Source organism: Robiginitalea insularis (genome assembly GCF_052497835.1).
In genome coordinates, this window is the sequence record NZ_CP199296.1 from 690,527 (window position 1) to 710,284 (window position 19,758).

Sequence of the window (19,758 nt, forward strand, 5' to 3'; positions counted from 1 at the left end):
TTAGGAGAAATGCTCGCTAAAATCATGATATGAGCAACCCTTTTTATCTTATGCCTCTTCCTATATGCCGTAAGAAATGCCCGGGAAAGAGGCAATTTACCATCCGGCTTGTACAACAACCTGCGAAGCCAGGTTTCCGCCTAATTGGCAGAACCGGTTGTTTTTTGGTTCTTTAGCAGAGGGTCTCGTAAAGAAAGGTTCCCCAATCGCAGCCTTGTCATATGGCTGTCCCGGACCTGGATAAAGAAGGGTGATTCGATCAATTTTAAGAGTATTATCTGAGAATTGCCCGAATCACTTAAAGCAGTGGAAAGGGATAGATCCTTAACAAAAAAGAAGGAATCCAATGGGTTGCAGGATCTGCCCTTATAGACCGCTCCATTATTTTGTTAAATTAGTTCTACTGGACTAAAACGACCCCAACGGAGCTATTATTCGGGCTCACCAATAGGAAAAAGACTTTTTCATGATCGCAGGAGGTATTCAAAAGAACAGGAACACAGGAAATTGTACTATAAAGATCTCTCAGGAATGCTATTGAAATCAGGAGATTCTAAAGATGCCGTTACAATGCGCAATCGCGTGTTCAAACACATGCTCGAAACAAGGGGTTGGAAATATCGCGCTTTCCTGCGTTATCTGAGGTTCTTTAAATATGCGGCTTTTGCACCAACAAGAGGAGCATTTCTGGAATCTTACTATGTCCTGATGCGATTCCTTGATGATATAGTTGATGGTGATGCCCCATTACCTTCTGGCTATAGTTCTGAAAGTGAATATATTGCTGATAAAATAAAATTTTCGAAAAACCCAATTAACCCAAAGGATGAAGTAGAATATTTGATGGTTTATTGCTTTAAATTAGCTGAAAAGTTCGGGGAAGAATTCAGAGCAGAAACCGATGATATCCTCCACTCCCTGCTCTTTGATGCGAATCGGAGGGGTAAGATGATAATCTTTACCCAGGAGGAATTGATGCATCACTTTCATTTACTGGATATCAGGGGAACCATAAAAGCCACTTTAAAGGTTTTTAAAGACGATCCAGAAAAGTATACCCTATTGGAACCACTTGGTGTGGCGTGCCGATACCAGTATGATATTGAAGATATCAAGACCGACCTTGCTGCCGGCTATGTGAATATCTCACAGGAAGAATGTACGCAGCACAACATTGCAAAGGAGGATCTGTCAAATCCTGATTCCCCCAAGCTAAAAGAATGGATACAAACAAGGGCTGTAGCCGGTTTGAGGCTTCTCGAGGAACATCACCGAAGGTTGCCGGAAGGACGTTTTTCATTATTGGAAAGATGGACATTTTCCCTTGTTTATGAATCCCCGGCAAGAAAAGTTTTTAATCGGACATTGTCTGAAGGCAAAGTAACGGACTAAATGGGAACCACTGAATTTCATCTTGCGAAATGGTACCTGGATTTCATAAGTGATGACGGGCAGGTGATGATCTTTTATGCAGCCAAACTCTCATTTATGCATCGCACCGTTTATTATTCGAGCATGATACACCATCATCCGGATACAGGAACAGATGAGGCATCCCATTTTCATAAAGTGGAACTCCCTGTGCAGAACGGGGAGTCCATCAGCTGGAAAAACGACAAATTCAATATTTGCGCAGAATGGAAATCAAGATCAAAACCCCTGCATGCACGGCTCTTTGAAGACAGCGTTGGTTTTGTGGACTGGAATTGTCATCAGCCCCTGTCAGACGTGGAGGTAGAAATAAAGGATACCGTATTGCACGGAAAAGGCTATGCGGAACTACTGACACTGACTACTTTTCCTTGGAATATCCCTATGTCCGACCTGCGCTGGGGACGATTCCACTCCGATGATCATACCATGGTTTGGATCGAACTTCGTAACAACAAAAAGGATCAATGGCTGTGGCTAAATAATGAAAGATTGAGCAATAGCAGCATTGAAGATGATCACATTGTATGCGTAGAAAAAGGTTTGAAATTGATCCTGGATCCAAAAACAAACCTGGAACCGGAAAAGAAATTAGTTAAGGTTATAAATAAAATAATTCGCTACCTGCCCGGATTCAGGAGGTTAATGACTTCCAAATTTTTAAGGGCAACCAACAGAAAGTGGAGAAGCCATGGGGCATTATATAAAAATGACAAATTGATTGCCAATGGGCAGGTAATTCATGAATGGGTAAATTTCAAGGATACTGAACCGTGATTTTAAGGTTGGAACATATTGCAAAGGCTTTCGGGAGAAAAAAGGTATTAAGCGATGTTTCTTTTCAGCTGGATGCGGGTTCGCTTACCGGAATCGTTGGTGAAAACGGTTCGGGAAAAACCATCCTGCTAAAGATCATTGTTGGTATTCTCAAGGCTCAACGGGGCATTATTCATTTGGAGGGGACTTTTGGCTATTGCCCGCAAATCCCCCTTCTCTATCCGCAACTCACCGTCAATGAGCATTTTAAATACTTTTCGGCAGCCTACGGATTAGGAAAAGAAAGGGGTGAAGGGCAGGCGGCCGCATTGCTTGAGCATTTCAACTTCACCAAATATCAGGAGGAGAGAGTTAACAGGCTAAGCGGTGGTACCCAACAAAAACTAAACCTCTCCCTGGCCCTTCTCCACTCCCCGGACCTGTTAATTCTGGATGAGCCCTACAATGGTTTTGACTGGGATACCTATCAGCGATTCTGGACCTATACCGATGAACTCAAAGATCGAGGTTGTGCCATTTTGGTGGTAACCCATTTACTAAGTGAAAAAGGAAGGTTTGATCGCATATATGAACTGGAAAACGGAGTGTTAGTATGACTATTCGAAAGATTGGAATTGGTTTGTCTATGATTTTGCGTATGCTAATGCGCCAGAAGATTGTGCTCCTCCTGATCCTGCTTATCCCGGCATTCTTTTTGTTCATCGTGGATTTTACAACATCAGACAGGCTGCTTCCTTTTCAACTGGCTTCGGTAGGATCAGATGTTTTTATAAACATCAGTGAAAAGGGTATTTCCTCTATTTTTTTTGCGGTTGCTTCCACTGGTTTTCTGGTTGCATTCCTAGCCCTTAATCTGATTCAGAAAAATAACCAGGTAAATCGAAGACTGATTATTTGCGGGTATCATCCTTTAGAGGTATTGCTTACAATCCTGATGGCTCTGGTATTGGCGATAGTGTCCATTGCCATATATGTGGGCTTACTTACGGATACTTTTTACCCCGTCGTGCATTTGGGCAGGTTTATTTCTGGTTTAGCACTTATTGGTTTTGTGTATGGATCTTATGGCCTTTTGGTAGGTAGCCTGATCCGAGGGGAGCTTGAGGGAATTTTATTCATTGTATTGCTTGTAAATATTGATGTGGGCTGGCTGCAAAACCCTTTATTTTATGCTGAAGCGCAGAATCAAATGATTATTAGATTTCTTCCAGCCTATTTTCCGTCGCAAACGGCCATTATCACTGCAGTAACCGATTATTCCTCCTATTCCGCGACCCTAAACGGAATTCTGTATGGCTTAATTTTCTTATTTTTTTCGATGTTACTGTTTTTTTTAAAAATGCGCGCAAAGTGAATACATTATCCGAACAAATCAAGAAAACCTTATACGCTGGAATATTTCTGATAATAATCCCCGCCATACTTTTGTTGTGGGCCCGGTATACGGAGGTATATATTAACCTTCCTGTTTTTGAATCTACCTTAACTGGCTGGATTCTTCTAATTTCTGGCATTGCTCTAATGGCCTGGGCCATGTATTTCTTAAAAAAGTTCGGCAAGGGGTTACCGATGAATGCATTTCCTCCGCCAAAGCTTGTAACAAAGGGGCCTTTCCTGTTTCTACAACATCCAATTTATTGGGGGTTTACCCTTTTTATTATAGGCTATTTTATCATCACCAAGTCTGCCAGCGGTCTTTGGATGGTAACACCCCTAACCATTCTTTCGATGATCGCTCTCGTTTGGGGTTATGAGGCTATTGATTTGAAAAAAAGGTTTCCAGATCAGTCGTTTCAAACCCTTTCAGATCTTCCCGAAAACACAAGAGAATTACCTACTGTCCGGGTAAGGATAGTTTCCCTGGGCTGGGTTGTTTTACTTCTTTTGCTGAGTAATCTTGTGGTTGTAAAATTGGTTGGGCATGTAGCTCCTTTTACAGGAAGACCCTTATCCTTGCCCTTTTCAATTGAAATCTCTTATATAAATGTGTTGGCTGCTTTAATTGTAGGGGTTGTACCATTTATCCTCAATAGAAAGGATCTCTTGCGATATTGGACTATTACCTGCCTGATAGGACTGAGCATCTCCACTTTTGTTGCGTTGCTTTATCCGGCTGTTGGGGCTCAATTTTTGACCACTGAAAATTCTACTACCTATATTGTACCTGTTTTGTTACTGCTTCTTTCTGTTTATTCCCTCTATAAACAATCGAAAGGCCTGGGACTTTTATGGGGCCTGCCTGCAGCTGTACTGATCATTCTGCAATTAAGCCTTAGTAGATCTGCTGCGCTGCATTTGAGTTCAGCTGTGCTGATATCCCTGTTGGCCCTGAATTATTTTCATATTTGGGTATTTTTAAAAAATACTTCAGAAAAAGTTGCCAATTCATGGAAAGAATGGGTCTTCGGAAAAGTGAGGATCATCAATCACGGATTTTATGTCGGGTTTGGCAGTTTTCTCGGAATTTTGCTAACGGGCTTTTTGGTAGGCGATGAATATGCATGGGCAATACTTATGTTTGCTATTGTGGTAATTGTATTTTCAGCTCTTTGGGCACAAATCATTGAAGGGTCGGAAAAATTGAAGAGGCCCTATGGTTATTACGGCGCCCTTGTAGGTATTGTTTTTGCCAGCCTTGCAGTCTGGGCCATGGGGTATAATGGCTGGGTGTTGATTGGAGCCATATCGGTTATGATGCCGTGGGTTCAGGGCATTGGTCGTTTTCGATGTCTGGTAAATGGGTGTTGCCATGGGGGGAAAGTGGATAATGCAAAGATTGGTATCAGATATTTTCATTACCGTTCGCGTGTATGCGGCATCTCACATTTAAAAGGCGAACTCATACATCCAACGCCTTTGTATTCCATGATATGGCTTTTTTTAGTGGGTTTTATTTTATTGGCACTCTGGCAGTACAACTGTTCCCCCCCATTTATTTTTGGTATTTATTTAATCCTTACCGGTATTGGCCGATTTGTTGAAGAGGCCTATAGAGGGGAGGTACAAACTCCTGTATTAAATGGCCTGAGACTTTATCAATGGACAGCCATCCTGTCGGTTTTGATAGGGATCCTCATGACCCTTATCAATATCAAAATAGTATTATTACCCTCAGAATTCGGTTGGCAGACGCTAGTGTCGGCCCTACTAGGAGGTTTGTTTACACTATTTGCCATGGGTATTGATTTCCCTGAATCCAACGCACGGTTTTCAAGGCTGGTTTGATAAACCTGAAGAGGTTGACAGGAAAAGATAAAGTTGTAATTTCATAATCAAAATATAGTAATATGGACAGAACAGCATTTATTAAAACTACCGCCCTGGGAGTGGGAATGCTTTCCTTTACACCCTTACAGGGCCAAAAGAAATCATCCCCTCCATCCAAAACCCCAAAAATTGTCAGGAACGAAGAGGGCCGGAAACTGAATGTGATTGGAGACAACCAAAACATCAAACTCACCGGGGATGATACCAATGGGCAGTTTACTCTGATCGAACAATTCAATGATCCTGGCATAGGAATTCCTCCCCATGTTCATGAAAATGAAGATGAAGTGTTCCAGGTACTTTCAGGAGAGGTGGAAATGACCATTGGGGATAAAGCTACTACCTTAACTGCCGGGGATTTAATTTTCTGCCCCAGGGGAATCCCTCACTCCTGGAGGGTTGTGGGCACTGAAAAGGCCCGGGCCATGCTCAGCATATTTCCGGCTGGTTTAGAGAAGATGTTTGAAGAGCTCTCTCAGTTACCTCCGGGACCGCCAGACCTGGAAAAGGTTGGGCAGATTTGCGGAAAATATAATCTGCGGTTTGTTTAAAAAAAGAGCCTGCAGCAACTTTCTACGGTCGTAACCAATATCAGATAATACCATGTAACATAATTACCGATGGGGCGTCCTATACAAACACTAATCAATTATATCCAACCAAATTGAGTAAAAAAAAGACTCCTCCGGAATCCCTGACCAATTACCGGATCAACGTAAAAATAAAACTGGCCCTTCTCTGGACGTCATTGATGTTCCTCTACATCTATGCTGACTACTTCCAGCTGATGACCCCCGGGAAGCTGGAACGCATGATAGCGCTTGAAACGCCCATGGGGCCAACCTCCCCTGCCCTTTTGGTAGTTTTTTCAACAATTTTGATTATCCCGGCCCTGATGATCTTCCTTTCCGTTTTTCTCAAACCACAGATCAACAAATGGCTGAATATCCTCATGGCCTTTTTATATGCCTGTATATCCATTTTGATTGTCATTACCAGTTTCGGAGCTGAATGGTATACCTTCTATGTCTTATTTAACCTGATAGAACTGCTGGTCTTTATCCTGATCATAGCTCAGGCATGGAAATGGCCGAGAACAGAAAATTGATGAAAACCATGAACACAAAAGACGACCAAAGTCAATTGATAACCACTGCAAGAACGGCAGGAGTCTGGTACCTGCTGATGGCCATTTCAGGCATTGTGGGGTTTTTGATAATCCACCCACAGGTGTTTTCATCAGCAGACCCACAGAAAACACTGACCAACCTTATGGAGCAGGAATCCCTTGCCCGTACCCGCTTGTTGTTGGAGTTTGCAATTGTTGTTTCTCAAGCCCTTACGGCCGTATGGTTTTATAAATTATTCAGAAGTACAAACGAGTGGGCGGCATGGACCGTCGGCATTTGGGGTATGGTCAATGCAGTTGCCATTATGGTTAGTGCCATTGCCATGGGAGCCGCTATTAAAATTGCCGGCGCCTCCTCCCCCGCTGAGGATAAATTGATTTCCATTGAACTTTTGACTGGTTTACTCGGAAATGCCTGGGGAGTTGGAGGGCTTTTCTTCGGGCTTTGGCTGATCCCTTTGGGGCACATTGTAACCAGCTCAAAAAGGATGCCCGTCTGGCTGGGCCGTACCCTGATTGCCGGTGGTTTCGGATACCTCACAAGCACTGCACTTAACTATTCGGGTCTTGAAATTTCCTGGGCAGGTTACTTAACCCTTCCCGCCACAGTGGGGGAGTTCTGGATGATCGGGTATTTATTGATTTTTGGGATACGGCCCCGGAAGGAGAAATAATACCGATTATAAAATTAATTGCAGATAAGCCTGTCTACATGTAAGGGCCAAGTAAATATTGCTCAAATTCATGGTCCCGACACTGCATCAGAAAAATTAAGGTTCTTCTAAATAAATCGGTAAGAGATCTTCCCTTTATCATATTGTAATCAAGCCAGACTATTTCCGACTAACGGGAAAAGATAAAAAGTAAATACCCGGAACGATCAACTGAAGTGTTAGATTTAATTTGTGACAGTTTCCAGTATATACACACCTCCCGGAACGTCTTAAGTAGTATTACAACCGGATTATATGAATTGTATTTCAGTAACTGGCGATAACCAAAAGCTGATTAGGATGAAACTAAAAGACAAAGATGAAGCAATAGATTTTGAGGCCACAGACTACCTTGGCAACAAAATTCAGCTGTTCGGGTATGCAGAAAAAAAAGTACTTCTGACTTTCTTTAGAGCCGCTTCTTGTCCATTTTGCAATATGCGCGTAAATGAATTGATAACCAATTACTCAAAATTTGAAGAAAACGAAATTGCAATCATTACCATTTTTGCAGCATCCAAAGATGAAATTATCCGATACGCAGGTAAACAAAATGCACCATTTCCAATAATTGCTGACCCGAATTTGGAATTATTCAAGAAATATCAAATCGAGGAATCTTTTTCAGGTATGCTTAAAGCCCTGATAAATCCTATAAAGATGTGGAAAGTAATGTTTAGTGGTTTTTTCAACATGAAATCAGTAAAGGAAAAACCCATTATTCCAGCTGACTTTTTAATAGATGAGAATAAGAACATACATAAGGCATACTACGGTAAAGACTTTGGCGATCATATTCCCATAACTGAAATATTGAACTGGAAATAATATTTACACATAACCCTGCAAGAACAGCCTGGGTACGGTACTTACTCATAGCCATTTCAGGCATTGTAGGGTTTCTGCCCAGTATTAAAAATAGCATTCAAACAAAGGCCTGAGATAGCTCCTTTAGTGTCCGCGCTCTTCAATTTATATCTACTCAGAAAACGGCTTTAGCTTGCGCTTCGAAAGCTTGGCTGCTCTTTTCTCCTTTGCCGTTTTGGCAGCAGGCGTTTTATCGTTTTTTAGTTTTCCTTTTTTCTCTTTTGACATGCTGGGCAGGTATTAAATTTATGTGTCCTTTAAGGTACTGCCTTTTTCGCCATTGCATTTGCACTAAAAAATCCATGAGTTACATATATCACAGATATTCAGGCCGTTTTCGGAAATACTTACCGGCTTGATATTTCATTCCGCCTACAAAAAATCTGTAATTTATATAAGCTTTTAAAAGTAGACTGTAACATAAATCCTGTAGAAGAGCCTCAACTTTGCAGAACAAAAAAAAGATTATGAGCCCTTTAAAAACAGATTACACGAACATTACAGAAAATACAAATCAAAAAAACATGTTTACGAAATACAGGATTGAACTAAAACCGGTAGTCCAGGGATTACTCAGGGCCTTCCAAGAGAAGCCCGTCCTTTTATGTGTGGCCGGCAACGGAAGGAAACAAATACAGTTTGCCAGAAAAATAGAACCCATGACATGGAAATAAACGCAAATTGAACCATAAAAAAAGCAGACTTTTTAAGTCTGCTTTTTTTTGTGCCCTATAAGCTGCTTATACAGAACATGAAAATAGGGCAGACTGTAAATAGCCTGCCCTGTGATTTAATGAATTGTGTTCTATGAATGAGCCGCCTGAGCTACTTTGGCCTGGTTGGATTTTAAAATCCCCACCACTTCATGGCGGTCTTTGGCCAATTTATTTTCTAATCGCTTAATCAAATCCAATTCCTTTCCACTCTCAAATTTTACATCTTCTGAGGTTAGTTTTGGATATTTTGCCATTAAGGCTTTAGACTGTTTCTCCCAATCTCCACTAAACTTAAAGAGTTCATTCGACTTTCTTTCACCTTCTTTACTCTTGGTTTCCATTATTGTATTGTTTACCGGTACTTAATTGTACCATTACAAAGATGCCAAATAACTCATCCAATAGCCTTACACATGAGGAACGCATATTTATACATCTTACAGGTTTTCAAGATTGCGCTTTCTTTTTTCACCTATTTTTTTATAGTAGGAAGGGGTATGGCCGGTGACTTTTTTAAATTGGTTGGACAGGTGCGCCACACTGCTGTAATTTAATTTATAAGCGATCTCGGTGAGATTGAGTTCGTTGTAGAGGATCAGTTCTTTGGCCTTTTCTATTTTGTGCTTAATGATAAAGTGCTGAATGGTGATCCCCTTTACTTCGGAAAACAGATTGGATAAATAGGTGTAATCATAGTCTAATTTCTCGGCTAAGTAATCTGAAAAATTTATCTCTGGAATTTCATCGGAATAATGGATCATTTGGATGATGATGTTTTTGATCTTATCGACCAGGATACTCTTTTTATCATCTAGTAATTCCAGGCCGGATTTTGCCAGGTTTGTTTTCAGTTCCTGCAGGATTTTATCGGGAATAGCTTCTTTTAATTCTACCATCCCCAATTCAATACTTATATAATGGATATCCAGTTTTTCCAGCTCATGCTTTACCATCAGCTTACATCTTAAACTTACCATATATTTGATGTAGATTTTCATATCCGGAGCAGGAAAAGGATTCTTTTGTATTAAAAGTAAGTCTTATTTGGAGAATGAATTGGCAATTAAATTAAATAAGTTTAAAAGGGGGAATAGTTTGTGGGAGGTCCTTGGCCATAAATTAATTTGCAAGTAACTTATAGCTGGAACCGACCCGCGAACAGCTCAAACGAATGAAGATTGCAGGCAATTGAAAAAAAATGAAAACAGCATATCTGGAAAGTGCCAAAAAGCAATTTGAATATTACAAATCAGTGGGTGAAAAAACCTTTGACCAACTGAGTGAAACGGATTTCTTCTGGCAGTATAACCAGGAGTCTAATTCCATTGCCATTATCGTAAACCATCTTTGGGGAAATATGAGATCCCGATGGACAGATTTTTTGAATTCGGATGGAGAAAAACAGTGGCGCAACCGGGATATGGAATTTGAGCCGGTAATACAGTCCAAAGAGGAATTGTTTCAAAAATGGAATGAGGGATGGGTCTGTTTATTTGACGCCCTGGACATGATAAACGAGGATAATTTCGACACCAAAATTTATATCCGGAATCAGGAACACTCAATTCTTGAAGCCATAAACAGACAGCTCGCCCATTACGCGTATCACACTGGGCAAATTGCCTATATCGGCAGGATGATTTTGGGAAGTAAGTGGAAGAGTTTAACCATCCCCAAAGGAAAATCTGATGAATTCAATAATGCGAAATTTGCCAGGGGAAAACACAAAGGACACTTCTCTGATGAGCATTAAACTTCCTCTTAAACCAACCCTATTTCTTCTCCCCTTTTAGTCCAAAGAATTTCCCTAAATTGGATGGAAGTTATTGAAACATGTTTTGCGATAGGGTTCGGGAGTCTGAACTCCTTCATCACCCTTTTTAAAAAAAGGCCGGATCCCATAACTGCAAAAGTTCTGACCTTATTTCTTATCTTAAACTCAAATTTATCTACCTAACTGAAAACCTTACCCAGAAGCCCCTTTTAAGAGCCTCAGAAACTACGGGTTTCACAAAAAAGTAAAACTATGAATTCTAAATTCACATTACTCATTTGCGCAATAGCTTTAATAGGTTGTAAACAAGCAGAAAAGTCCGGGGAAACCACAGCAGAGGCGGCCCCGGCAGAACCTATGGCCTATCAAACTTCCCTCTCAGGGAAAGAGTCTATTGTGTATACCACGGCAAGCGGTACAGACCTCAGGCTTACAGAGACAGCTAAGGTAAATTTCACAGAAGCCAAACAACCCCTGGAAAATGAGGTTTCGGTTTTCGTGAATCCGCAGAAATCTTTTCAAACCTTACTGGGTATTGGAGGCGCAATTACCGATGCCTCTGCAGAGGTATTTGATCAGTTGCCGCCCGAAAAACAAGAAGCGTTTTTAACCGCATACTATGACCAGGAGAAAGGGATTGGCTATTCACTTTGCCGTACCCCAATCCACAGTTGCGATTTTAGCAGCGGCAGCTATACCTACATCGAAGAAGGGGACAAAGCGCTGGAGACCTTCAGCATCGAACATGACAAAATGCATAAGATCCCGCTGATCAAAAAAGCCATTGAAACCGCCGGGGGCAGCCTGCTGCTGTACGCCAGCCCCTGGAGCCCGCCAGCATTTATGAAAGACAACAACAACATGCTGCAGGGCGGTAAGCTCCTGCCGGAATATGCCGATTCCTGGGCGCTTTATTATGCCAAATTTATAAAGGCATACGAAGCCGAGGGTATGCCCATATGGGGGATCACCATCCAGAATGAACCCATGGCGGTGCAGCGCTGGGAGTCTTGTATTTATACGGCTGAAGAAGAACGCGATTTCCTGAAGAATCACCTGGGGCCTACCCTGGAGCAGGAAGGGCTGGGCGATAAAAAGATAGTGGTTTGGGACCATAACCGGGACCTGATCAACCACCGGGCCAATACAATTTTCGAAGATCCGGAAGCTTCAAAATATGCCTGGGGCATAGGCTTCCATTGGTATGAAACCTGGGCTGGCGGGGACCCTATGTTTACGAACCTGGGCAACATCAATGAATCCTTCCCCACCAAAAACTTGTTGTTTACAGAAGGGTGCCAGGAAGGGTTTGATAGTGAAAGATACCAATACTGGCCAAACGCAGAACGCTATGGACGTTCCATTATCAATGATTTCAATAACGGCACTGTTGGTTGGACAGACTGGAACATCCTGCTAAACCAAAATGGCGGGCCCAACCACGTAGGCAATTATTGTTTTGCCCCAATTCATGGTGACACGGCATCCGGGGACCTGATTTTTACCCCTACCTATTATTATATTGGCCACTTTTCAAAATATATTCGGCCAGGAGCCAAAAGGATCAGTACGGTTAGCAGCAGGAGCCACCTGCTGAGTACTTCTTTCGTAAATGAGGATAACAGCATGGTAAACGTGATCATGAACCAGAGTGACAGCGCCATTGATTATAAACTCTATGTGGGTAGCGCAGAAGCCATTTCCCTGAGTATCCCGGCCCATGCCATCCAAACGGTGGTAACGCAATAAGGGGTTCAGGATCTCACCGGCTTTATAAGGAACGAAAAACAGACGGATGCACTTTTATATATTTCAAAACAGCATATTGCATGGTTATAGCATTGATTGTATCAATTATTTGCGTAAGAACAGTCAAAGCCTGTTATGATTAAGATTTTTAGAACTATCCGCAAACGCTTCCTTTCTGAAAACAAATTCAGTAAATACCTGGCATATGCCATTGGGGAAACCATCCTTGTAGTATTAGGGATATTAATCGCATTGCAGGTAAATACCTGGAATGAGGAAAGGAAGGACCGGCAGGAAGAACAATTGATCCTTTCTGCCCTGAATAAAGACTTCACAAAGAACCTGGAACTGTTTGAAACGGCCAAGGAAATCCATTATACCGCCAAGGCAAACGCAGAAAAGCTGCTGGCGCTTGTCAACAGTCCGAAAGAAGAAAACTTTTTTACAGATGAAAACATTGCCCTGGTAAAAGGGGCGCTGGAGTCCCATACCTTCAACCCTTCCAACGGAGTAGTGCATTCCCTGATCAGTTCCGGAAATTATCAGCTTTTGCAAAATGACAGCCTGCAAAGCCTGATTATCTCCTGGAACGATGTGCTTCAGGATTATACAGAAGAAGAATTGGCCGCAACGGATTTCTGGAATACCCGATATGAGCCATTTCTGATTGAACAGGCTGTATTTTCCATTCAGGACATGGAGAAAGCGCTGGGTATACTGAAGTCTCCGGTTCACAAATCTCTAATTGCAAGGAGAATCCATTATGTAGGCAATATCACCAGAGCTATTGAGGAAGAGCCTATAGAACATTATTTAAAGGAGGTCGTAAGGCTTACATCGTCTTCCTTAAGGAACGATTAAAAATGCACCGGTTAAAATTACTAACACTAATCATTTTACTGCTATCCCGCTGGGCGGAGAGAAGAAAAACATACCTGTAGACAGGGAAGGGGAAATTTACCTATATGTCTTTGACAAAATTTGGAAACAAATAGATTCCCAAATAACAGCCCCTGTCGGCAACGTTTTGGATTAGGCAACAGCTATCTGTTTTCTTTGAATTTTTCCCAATGGTGAATTCACCCTACGGGTGATGCGAATTACCCTCCGTTAGGGATTCATTATTCGAGGCTTTTCATCATCTGATCCACGTACTTCTCTGCAGTCTTATAGGCTTCTTTGGGATCGTCAATACTTGAAGTTACTACAGCCACCAATTGGTTTTCACTTGGTTCATCAAGATTGTAGGCCACTGTTTCCAAAATATAGGTGGTGTAAGTCTTTGTGGTGGTAGACATGGGGACATATCCGCCAAAAGAGTCGTAATAGGGCCCAAAAGCATACGGGTAAGCATAGTAATCATAGAAAGTACCGTAATAACCAGGATAGTATCCTGAATAGGTCGCCCCAACATAGATCCCACTGCTCGAAGTTCGTTGCGTTTGTTGCTTGTCCTTTATTACGGTGAGAACAACACCGTTAAACCCCTCACTGGCCATCAGGCTTTTGATCAGGGCCACCCGCTCTTCCGTAATTTCTCGGTTTGGGTAGATTTTGGGTGCCTTTTTAAAGCTTTCTGTAGCTTTTATACCCCGCGCTTTTAAGGCATTTGCAATGTTTTCCTCAAAGGCAATACGGGCATGATCGTCTGCCGTACGGGCAATGACCAGTACATTTTTCTCCTTGAATTTTTCAATATTTTCCTGCTCTCCTTTCCATGCATCAAGCACTTTAACGCTTCCACAGCTTTTCATTACCATCCCTGTGATAAGGAGCAATACCATCTTCCATTTCCAATTCATAGCACTCAGTTTAATTTGAAGCGGCAAAATAGCTAAAACCCCTGTCCTATCCCAAAAAAATAATTGCGGGGATTCTTAACCTACAGTATCCCGATCAAAACCCGGATAATTTCTCCGGTGCTTCCCAATTTCCATAGTTGGGAGCTGCCTGCCATGAACAAAACACCAGGCGCTTTAGAAGTAATGCCTCCAGTGGAATAAGAGCCGCATACTCAAATACCAAACCTCTTCAAGGGAGATATTCTCTGCGGTTGCCGGCACCAGGACTTGTTCCTTCCTTGGAACATCCACTCCAAAGGAGAATTGAAATTTTAAAATAGCACTTTGCGTATTTGAGAACGTTCGGGTAGGCTGATATTCCAAAAATGGGAAGTCCCATTTGGTTGACCTGTAACCTACCAGCAGGGATTCACTGAAGGAGTTATTAGGAATAACAAGGGACTCCTGAATTCGACTGACCCCGTATAGAGAAACCCCTATCTCCCGGCCTAAAATAAACTGGAATCGGCCTATTGGAGTTGAAATTCCGGATTGCCAGGGAATCAACCCGCCGTTGCCTGCCGTTACAGCCATCCGTTCAAACGTTTTTGGAGCTGCCCAGGTAAGAATAGGCGCAAAGAGGACCAGATCGCCGGGAAGGAGCCAAAAAGGCATACGGACCCGAAAGTTATAAGCTGACCTTCCTGGTATTGTTGCGGTAACCGAGCTGCCCTGAAGGCTTCTGCTGGGGTCCGTAAACTGACTGGTAGTGGGCGAGTCCTGCCGCCATCCCAACTGTATAAATGCCAATCCATCCCCGGCCTTATTCATTACCCCGTCCAGGCCGAGTCCAAAAACGAGGTTCGCTTCAATACTCCCGATCAGGGCCTGCTCGGCCTGTTCGGGACCAAACCCACCCCTTAAATAAGAGGATTCCACGGATGAGGAGGCCCCGATAAAAGGTCCCAACTCGGTTCGGAAACGGGGAAGTTGCCCCATCCCTTCGGCAAGACCGGGTATGGGGGTTTCCAGCAGTATTTCTGACAGCTGTTCCCTGTCGGGCTCAAGCGTTGGCATATAGTTATTAGAACAAACGTCAAATGTGTCCGGCGCCAGGGTTTCTGTCCCCGGAAGACCTGTGGCCGCTGTGGTGCTGGCCAGGACCTGGCAGATTTGTTCCAAACTTTTCTGAATGGCGCGGGAAACGAATTGTGCATCTTCCGGGCGCATATAGGCATCCCCGGAGAGGACCAGCCGCTGCCCTTCCCAGGTTTCCGCTTCCAGCCCTGCTTCATTGTAGTGGTCATGTGTGCCTTTGCGCTGGGCGGCATTACCCCAGGTGCCGGCTACATGCCCGGCGGCATAGGCATCCTGCAGAAAATGAAGTGCAAAGGCTTCGTTGGCCAGCAGGGCCAGAAACATAGCCGATCGCTGATCCGAAGTGAACTTTCCTGTCTGTGCCTGCGCAGCGAGCTCCATGGCTTTACCATGGAAATACGAATAAGCACCCAGGGCGTTGAGCGGAGCGTCTTTCTGAATGGACATATTGAAATAATCCTGGGCCGTGCCTTCAACAGAATTCCGTGCGAGAAGAAAGTGAACGTTATTGGATCCGGCGCGGGTTGCATACTCCATATCCGCCCGCTGCAGCCTGATGTCGGAATTCCGGATGGCATTGATGGTCTGGTCTGGTCTTTTGGCTTTCGCCAGATCATCCCGCAATTTCATGGCGATATGGTCTACACTCAGAATCCAGTTACTCTGAAGGATAATGTCCATCATATCCCTGGGGGAGCAGCTGTGATCCCCGGCAATGGCGGGCCATGATGCCAAGTCCAGTGTTTCGGAGTCCGGTCCGTGCCCAGGGTCTATGATCGAAACGGAAAGGCGGCCCTCATGGCCGATTCGTACCTGCTTCCATATGTCCTCCAGGATACTTCGATACTCAGGACCTAATTGTTGGATTGCCAGGAAAGTGATTTGCCTGTGTTCCGGATATACCCAGGCCCTTAGGGGCAAGAACACAAGGAGGAGTCCAATGCATATCAACCGGTGTGCTATTTTGTCGAAACGAATAATCTGTATAGAGCGTATCCTCATTAAATGGCTGTTTTTGACCTACTCCCTTCGGTTCTTGCCGAGTGGGTTAAAGGTGTTTGCTATCCCGGAACTAATCCCCTTAATGACATATCCTACCACCCCCTTGGTCGGATCACGTTCGGCATAGATATTTGCCGTCAGGGTCCTTCCTTTACGGTTCGGGTTGGATTGTTTAACAAAGGTATTGGCTACCCATGAGAGGGTCTTTTTTTTCTGAAGATCCGGTTTCAATAACTCCACATCCAGATCGGAATACAACATGGTGAATTCACCCTCGAGGTGATGGGAATTACCCCTTGCCTTAAAACTTATCCCATGGAGCCGTCCGTCTCCAAAGCGCAGGTTCATCGCCGGGATCGTGGTCTGGTTCAGGGCCGCGAGATTGGAACTCCCGCTTGTGCCTCCTGTAATGTAAAGGGCATCTTCACCATACGGTAACTCCATTGCCAGGGTAAGCTCGATGGCACCCAACAGATCCGCCCGGAAATCAACCTCCAGTGGAGGGCCAGAATCAAGGGCCCACCTGGCAGATCGGATATTTCGTATTTCCCCCCTTACCGACGTGAGATAGGTTTCCAAATGATTATTTGTATTGGGCATTTTTTCGTAAAAGGAAAACCGCGTACCGTTGTACCTTAATGTATCCAAAGAAAGGTTGAAGTCCAGGTCCTGCAGCATTTTGTTTGGCAGCGAAACATCCAGATTGGGGTCCATAGGGTTGCTTTCGTCTTTATAAATATTAGCCCGCAGGCTGTCCACCGTTACCTTGGAAATGTCCAGGTCCCCCGTAGTAATAATGCGATGCAATCCCAGGCCATCAATCTGCAGTGCCTTCAGGCCCATCTCTGCGCGCTCGAAGTTTTTACCGTAATTCCTCAATGCGAAGGAATCCAATGAAATGCGTGGTTCAATATTGACTTCCTCCACAAGCAGAGATTCATCCCTGTGAACGTAGATCAGGCTGTCATAGCTTATGGAATAAAGTCCGTTCCCAACAAGGTATTGTTGCTTCCCCAGGCGTAAAATCAAATCGTCCAGCTCCGGGATAAACGTATGCGCTTTTCCAGACCCCACTTCCCTCAGGCCAACTCCCTGAATGTGCAAATCCCTGCTGCTGTAACTGGAAATTGTATCCCCATCCTTGGCCCCGATTATGTTGAGCGTAAAATGGAGCAGGTCCACATCGCCCAGTTTTATTCTGTTAATACCCGGCAATTTCAGGGAATCCAGCACGGGTTTTTCCTGTTTCTTTTTTTCCCTCTTTGCGGATATGTCCGGTTTCAGGAATGTCAGGTTAACGGAGTCCAGGTCTATCTCAGAAACCTCAAGGGAGTGGTCCCAAAGGAAATTCCCAAGGTCCACCCCTTCTATCCGGGCCATACCAATATGCATTTCGCGAAGCAGGCCTGCTTCATTATCCTGACCGGAGGAGTCTGTTTCAGAAAGCGAAAGGATCTTTAAGCCTCTGAGTTCAAATTCCTTGCTGAAGAGGTTCAGATTCAGCTCCTCATAGGAAATCCGGAATACGGTTGAATCCTGCAGGAAACGCATTTTGTTTTGCAGGTAGCGATCAAGGGAAGATTCCATCACCGGGTTAACCCCCATCAGGACTATCACCAATGCTGCCAAAGGGAGGCCAAATTTAAGTAGCCGCTTTCGATTCATATGCTGATTCACAGAATACAAGCTTAAGATACTGTATTCATCGCTATATCCGTAAAAAAATTATTTCAAATTAGGTTTTGGTTCATACTGCTGCGGGAAATTTGATAACCAGTCTAAAAAAAATTATTATCTTTCCCTTAGGATCCTAAGCCACTTGGACAGGTTTCTGCCAAACAACCACTCCAAAAAGCATTACAGTTAATCAACTAAAAATCATTTAAAATGAAAAAAATTCTATTGCTGACTATGGCATGTTTTTGCCTTGCCCTTTCGGCCCAGGAAAAGCCCAACATCCTTATCATTTTCCCGGATGATGTTGGCTGGAGTAATGTGAGTGCGTATGGAAATGGGGTTATGGGCTATACAACACCCAACATTGACCGGATTGCCAGGGAAGGCGTAATGTTTACTGAACACTATGCGCAGCCGTCCTGCACTGCCGGACGTGCCGCCCTCATTACCGGACAGTATCCGATAAGGAGCGGGATGACCACAGTAGGAAGGCCTGGTGGCGAATTAGGCCTGAAAAAAGAGTCCCCCACCCTGGCCGAAGTCCTGAAAACACAAGGATATGCAACGGGACAGTTCGGAAAGAACCATCTCGGCGACCGAAATGAACACCTCCCAACCGTTCATGGTTTCGATGAGTTTTTTGGGAACCTGTACCACCTGAATACGCAGGAGGAATACCAGCAGAAAGATTATCCCCAGGATCCGGAATTTTTCAAGAAATACGGTACACGAGGGGTTTTGCATACCTATGCGACCAATGTGGATGACCCGACAGTAGATCCCCGCTTCGGCAAGGTCGGCAAACAGCGGATTGAAGACACCGGACAATTGTCGCGGGAGCGGATGGAAACAGTCGACCAAGAATTTATTGATGCATCTCTGGATTTTATGAAAAGGGCGCAAAGCAATGACAAACCGTTTTTTGTCTGGTTGAATCCGAGCCGGATGCATATGTTCACCCGCCTAAAACCCGAAAGCCGCTACCTGGCCCTCCCCTATACCACAGAGCACGATTTTTACGGAAGCGGGATGATTGAGCACGACAAGCAGGTCGGCATGATCCTGGAAGAGCTCGAAAAAATGGGGGTGCTTGAAAACACCATCATTATCTATTCCACCGATAACGGACCGGAGCACAGTGCCCGGCTCCACGGTGGCACCACTCCTTTCAGGGGAGAGAAAATGACCACGTACGAAGGCGGAGTGCGGGTGCCTATGATGGTCATGTGGAAAAATCAAATTCCGGAAGGAAGAGTCCTGAGGGGAATACAGGCCCACATGGATATATTCACTACTTTGGCTGCCGCCGCAGGCGTTGAGAATGTTGCCGAAAAGATGCTAAAGGATCGAAAACAATATATCGACGGGTTAAATAACCTGGGTTACTGGTTGGGAAAAACGAATGAGAGTGAACGGAACAACTTCATTTACTACCATGAATCCGACATCCGGGCCGTAAGGGTCAATCAGTGGAAACTGCATTTTCAAACCAGCGAAGACTACTACGCACCCTATGAAAAGCAAAAATTCCCTATCATCTACAATCTTCATTTTGACCCTTTCGAAAGTTTTGACAACGTAACGGACCGTTCAGACATTTTACAGCGGAAGCAGTTCCTGAACGAGCCCGTTCAGGAACTGCTTGGGGAGCATATCAAGTCACTGGCTGAATATCCTCCGGTACAGAAGGCCGCCACCCTGGATTTCTCCGAATTGGTGGAACAACTGCAGGAAGGGAAACAATAGTTTAACGTCAATTAATCAAATATCACTAAAA

At 43.9% G+C, this 19,758-nt stretch carries 18 protein-coding genes; 13 read left to right on the top strand and 5 right to left on the bottom strand.

Annotated elements, in window-relative coordinates; translation table 11 throughout:
* Positions 1–531: 531 nt before the first annotated feature.
* From ACT6NV_RS03160 to ACT6NV_RS03200, 9 genes are all read left to right on the top strand, one after another.
* Positions 532–1,392: a class 1 isoprenoid biosynthesis enzyme gene (locus ACT6NV_RS03160; RefSeq protein ID WP_445385819.1), complete on the top strand. Its 861-nt coding sequence runs from the start codon at positions 532–534 to the stop codon at positions 1,390–1,392.
* Positions 1,393–2,208: a hypothetical protein gene (locus tag ACT6NV_RS03165; RefSeq protein ID WP_445385820.1), complete on the top strand. Its 816-nt coding sequence runs from the start codon at positions 1,393–1,395 to the stop codon at positions 2,206–2,208. It abuts the gene before it with no gap.
* A gap of 8 nt (positions 2,209–2,216) precedes the next feature.
* Complete coding sequence (locus ACT6NV_RS03170; RefSeq protein ID WP_445385821.1) at positions 2,217–2,804, top strand: ABC transporter ATP-binding protein; 588 nt, start codon at positions 2,217–2,219, stop codon at positions 2,802–2,804.
* Positions 2,805–3,142: 338 nt separating this feature from the next.
* A complete protein-coding gene (locus ACT6NV_RS03175; RefSeq protein WP_445385822.1) occupies positions 3,143–3,562 on the top strand; it encodes a hypothetical protein in 420 nt (139 codons plus the stop codon).
* On the top strand, positions 3,559–5,433 hold the full coding sequence (locus tag ACT6NV_RS03180; RefSeq protein ID WP_445385823.1) for a prolipoprotein diacylglyceryl transferase family protein: 1,875 nt from the start codon (positions 3,559–3,561) through the stop codon (positions 5,431–5,433). Before ACT6NV_RS03175 ends, ACT6NV_RS03180 begins: the two co-directional genes overlap by 4 nt.
* Positions 5,434–5,495: 62 nt before the next feature.
* Entirely contained in the window at positions 5,496–6,026 is a 531-nt protein-coding gene (locus tag ACT6NV_RS03185) for a cupin domain-containing protein (protein WP_445385824.1), read from the top strand.
* Positions 6,027–6,139: 113 nt separating this feature from the next.
* Entirely contained in the window at positions 6,140–6,583 is a 444-nt protein-coding gene (locus ACT6NV_RS03190; RefSeq protein WP_445385825.1) for a DUF6326 family protein, read from the top strand.
* 8 nt (positions 6,584–6,591) lie between these two features.
* On the top strand, positions 6,592–7,278 hold the full coding sequence (locus ACT6NV_RS03195; protein WP_445385826.1) for a DUF4386 domain-containing protein: 687 nt from the start codon (positions 6,592–6,594) through the stop codon (positions 7,276–7,278).
* A gap of 339 nt (positions 7,279–7,617) precedes the next feature.
* Positions 7,618–8,145 (top strand): peroxiredoxin family protein, encoded by a 528-nt coding sequence (locus tag ACT6NV_RS03200; RefSeq protein WP_445385827.1) that lies wholly within the window; start codon positions 7,618–7,620, stop codon positions 8,143–8,145.
* Between the two features lie 844 nt (positions 8,146–8,989).
* On the opposite strand, the gene ACT6NV_RS03205 is transcribed toward ACT6NV_RS03200, so the two are convergent.
* A complete protein-coding gene (locus tag ACT6NV_RS03205) occupies positions 8,990–9,241 on the bottom strand; it encodes a hypothetical protein (RefSeq protein WP_445385828.1) in 252 nt (83 codons plus the stop codon).
* Between the two features lie 96 nt (positions 9,242–9,337).
* Positions 9,338–9,898 (bottom strand): helix-turn-helix domain-containing protein, encoded by a 561-nt coding sequence (locus tag ACT6NV_RS03210; RefSeq protein ID WP_445385829.1) that lies wholly within the window; start codon positions 9,896–9,898, stop codon positions 9,338–9,340.
* Positions 9,899–10,098: 200 nt separating this feature from the next.
* Here ACT6NV_RS03210 and ACT6NV_RS03215 point away from each other — a divergent pair, with 200 nt between their 5' ends.
* The 3 genes from ACT6NV_RS03215 (at position 10,099) to ACT6NV_RS03225 (ending at position 13,284) form a co-directional block, all read left to right on the top strand.
* Positions 10,099–10,653 (top strand): DUF1572 family protein, encoded by a 555-nt coding sequence (locus ACT6NV_RS03215; protein ID WP_445385830.1) that lies wholly within the window; start codon positions 10,099–10,101, stop codon positions 10,651–10,653.
* A 273-nt stretch (positions 10,654–10,926) separates the two neighbouring features.
* Positions 10,927–12,423 (top strand): glycoside hydrolase family 30 protein, encoded by a 1,497-nt coding sequence (locus ACT6NV_RS03220; RefSeq protein WP_445385831.1) that lies wholly within the window; start codon positions 10,927–10,929, stop codon positions 12,421–12,423.
* Positions 12,424–12,558: 135 nt separating this feature from the next.
* Positions 12,559–13,284: a DUF6090 family protein gene (locus tag ACT6NV_RS03225; protein WP_445385832.1), complete on the top strand. Its 726-nt coding sequence runs from the start codon at positions 12,559–12,561 to the stop codon at positions 13,282–13,284.
* 260 nt (positions 13,285–13,544) lie between these two features.
* On the opposite strand, the gene ACT6NV_RS03230 is transcribed toward ACT6NV_RS03225, so the two are convergent.
* The 3 genes from ACT6NV_RS03230 to ACT6NV_RS03240 all read right to left on the bottom strand — a co-directional run bounded on the left by ACT6NV_RS03230 (position 13,545) and on the right by ACT6NV_RS03240 (position 17,933).
* Positions 13,545–14,225, bottom strand: a complete 681-nt coding sequence (locus ACT6NV_RS03230) for a hypothetical protein (protein WP_445385833.1) — start codon at positions 14,223–14,225, stop codon at positions 13,545–13,547.
* A 174-nt stretch (positions 14,226–14,399) separates the two neighbouring features.
* Positions 14,400–16,304: a hypothetical protein gene (locus tag ACT6NV_RS03235; RefSeq protein WP_445385834.1), complete on the bottom strand. Its 1,905-nt coding sequence runs from the start codon at positions 16,302–16,304 to the stop codon at positions 14,400–14,402.
* Positions 16,305–16,322: 18 nt separating this feature from the next.
* Complete coding sequence (locus ACT6NV_RS03240; protein WP_445385835.1) at positions 16,323–17,933, bottom strand: hypothetical protein; 1,611 nt, start codon at positions 17,931–17,933, stop codon at positions 16,323–16,325.
* Between the two features lie 258 nt (positions 17,934–18,191).
* Between ACT6NV_RS03240 and ACT6NV_RS03245 the strand changes: the two genes are divergently transcribed.
* On the top strand, positions 18,192–19,727 hold the full coding sequence (locus ACT6NV_RS03245) for an arylsulfatase (protein WP_445385836.1): 1,536 nt from the start codon (positions 18,192–18,194) through the stop codon (positions 19,725–19,727).
* The last annotated feature ends 31 nt before the right edge of the window (positions 19,728–19,758 follow it).

What these genes read in the sequence shown, in the direction of transcription:
- ACT6NV_RS03160 (WP_445385819.1), top strand. Translation starts at nt 532, where the DNA reads ATGCTATTGAAATCAGGAGATTCTAAAGATGCCGTTACAATGCGCAAT.
- ACT6NV_RS03165 (WP_445385820.1), top strand. Translation starts at nt 1,393, where the DNA reads ATGGGAACCACTGAATTTCATCTTGCGAAATGGTACCTGGATTTCATA.
- ACT6NV_RS03175 (WP_445385822.1), top strand. Translation starts at nt 3,143, where the DNA reads ATGGCTCTGGTATTGGCGATAGTGTCCATTGCCATATATGTGGGCTTA.
- ACT6NV_RS03185 (WP_445385824.1), top strand. Translation starts at nt 5,496, where the DNA reads ATGGACAGAACAGCATTTATTAAAACTACCGCCCTGGGAGTGGGAATG.
- ACT6NV_RS03195 (WP_445385826.1), top strand. Translation starts at nt 6,592, where the DNA reads ATGAACACAAAAGACGACCAAAGTCAATTGATAACCACTGCAAGAACG.
- ACT6NV_RS03200 (WP_445385827.1), top strand. Translation starts at nt 7,618, where the DNA reads ATGAAACTAAAAGACAAAGATGAAGCAATAGATTTTGAGGCCACAGAC.
- ACT6NV_RS03205 (WP_445385828.1), bottom strand. Translation starts at nt 9,241, where the DNA reads ATGGAAACCAAGAGTAAAGAAGGTGAAAGAAAGTCGAATGAACTCTTT.
- ACT6NV_RS03210 (WP_445385829.1), bottom strand. Translation starts at nt 9,898, where the DNA reads ATGAAAATCTACATCAAATATATGGTAAGTTTAAGATGTAAGCTGATG.
- ACT6NV_RS03215 (WP_445385830.1), top strand. Translation starts at nt 10,099, where the DNA reads ATGAAAACAGCATATCTGGAAAGTGCCAAAAAGCAATTTGAATATTAC.
- ACT6NV_RS03220 (WP_445385831.1), top strand. Translation starts at nt 10,927, where the DNA reads ATGAATTCTAAATTCACATTACTCATTTGCGCAATAGCTTTAATAGGT.
- ACT6NV_RS03225 (WP_445385832.1), top strand. Translation starts at nt 12,559, where the DNA reads ATGATTAAGATTTTTAGAACTATCCGCAAACGCTTCCTTTCTGAAAAC.
- ACT6NV_RS03230 (WP_445385833.1), bottom strand. Translation starts at nt 14,225, where the DNA reads ATGAATTGGAAATGGAAGATGGTATTGCTCCTTATCACAGGGATGGTA.
- ACT6NV_RS03235 (WP_445385834.1), bottom strand. Translation starts at nt 16,304, where the DNA reads ATGAGGATACGCTCTATACAGATTATTCGTTTCGACAAAATAGCACAC.
- ACT6NV_RS03245 (WP_445385836.1), top strand. Translation starts at nt 18,192, where the DNA reads ATGAAAAAAATTCTATTGCTGACTATGGCATGTTTTTGCCTTGCCCTT.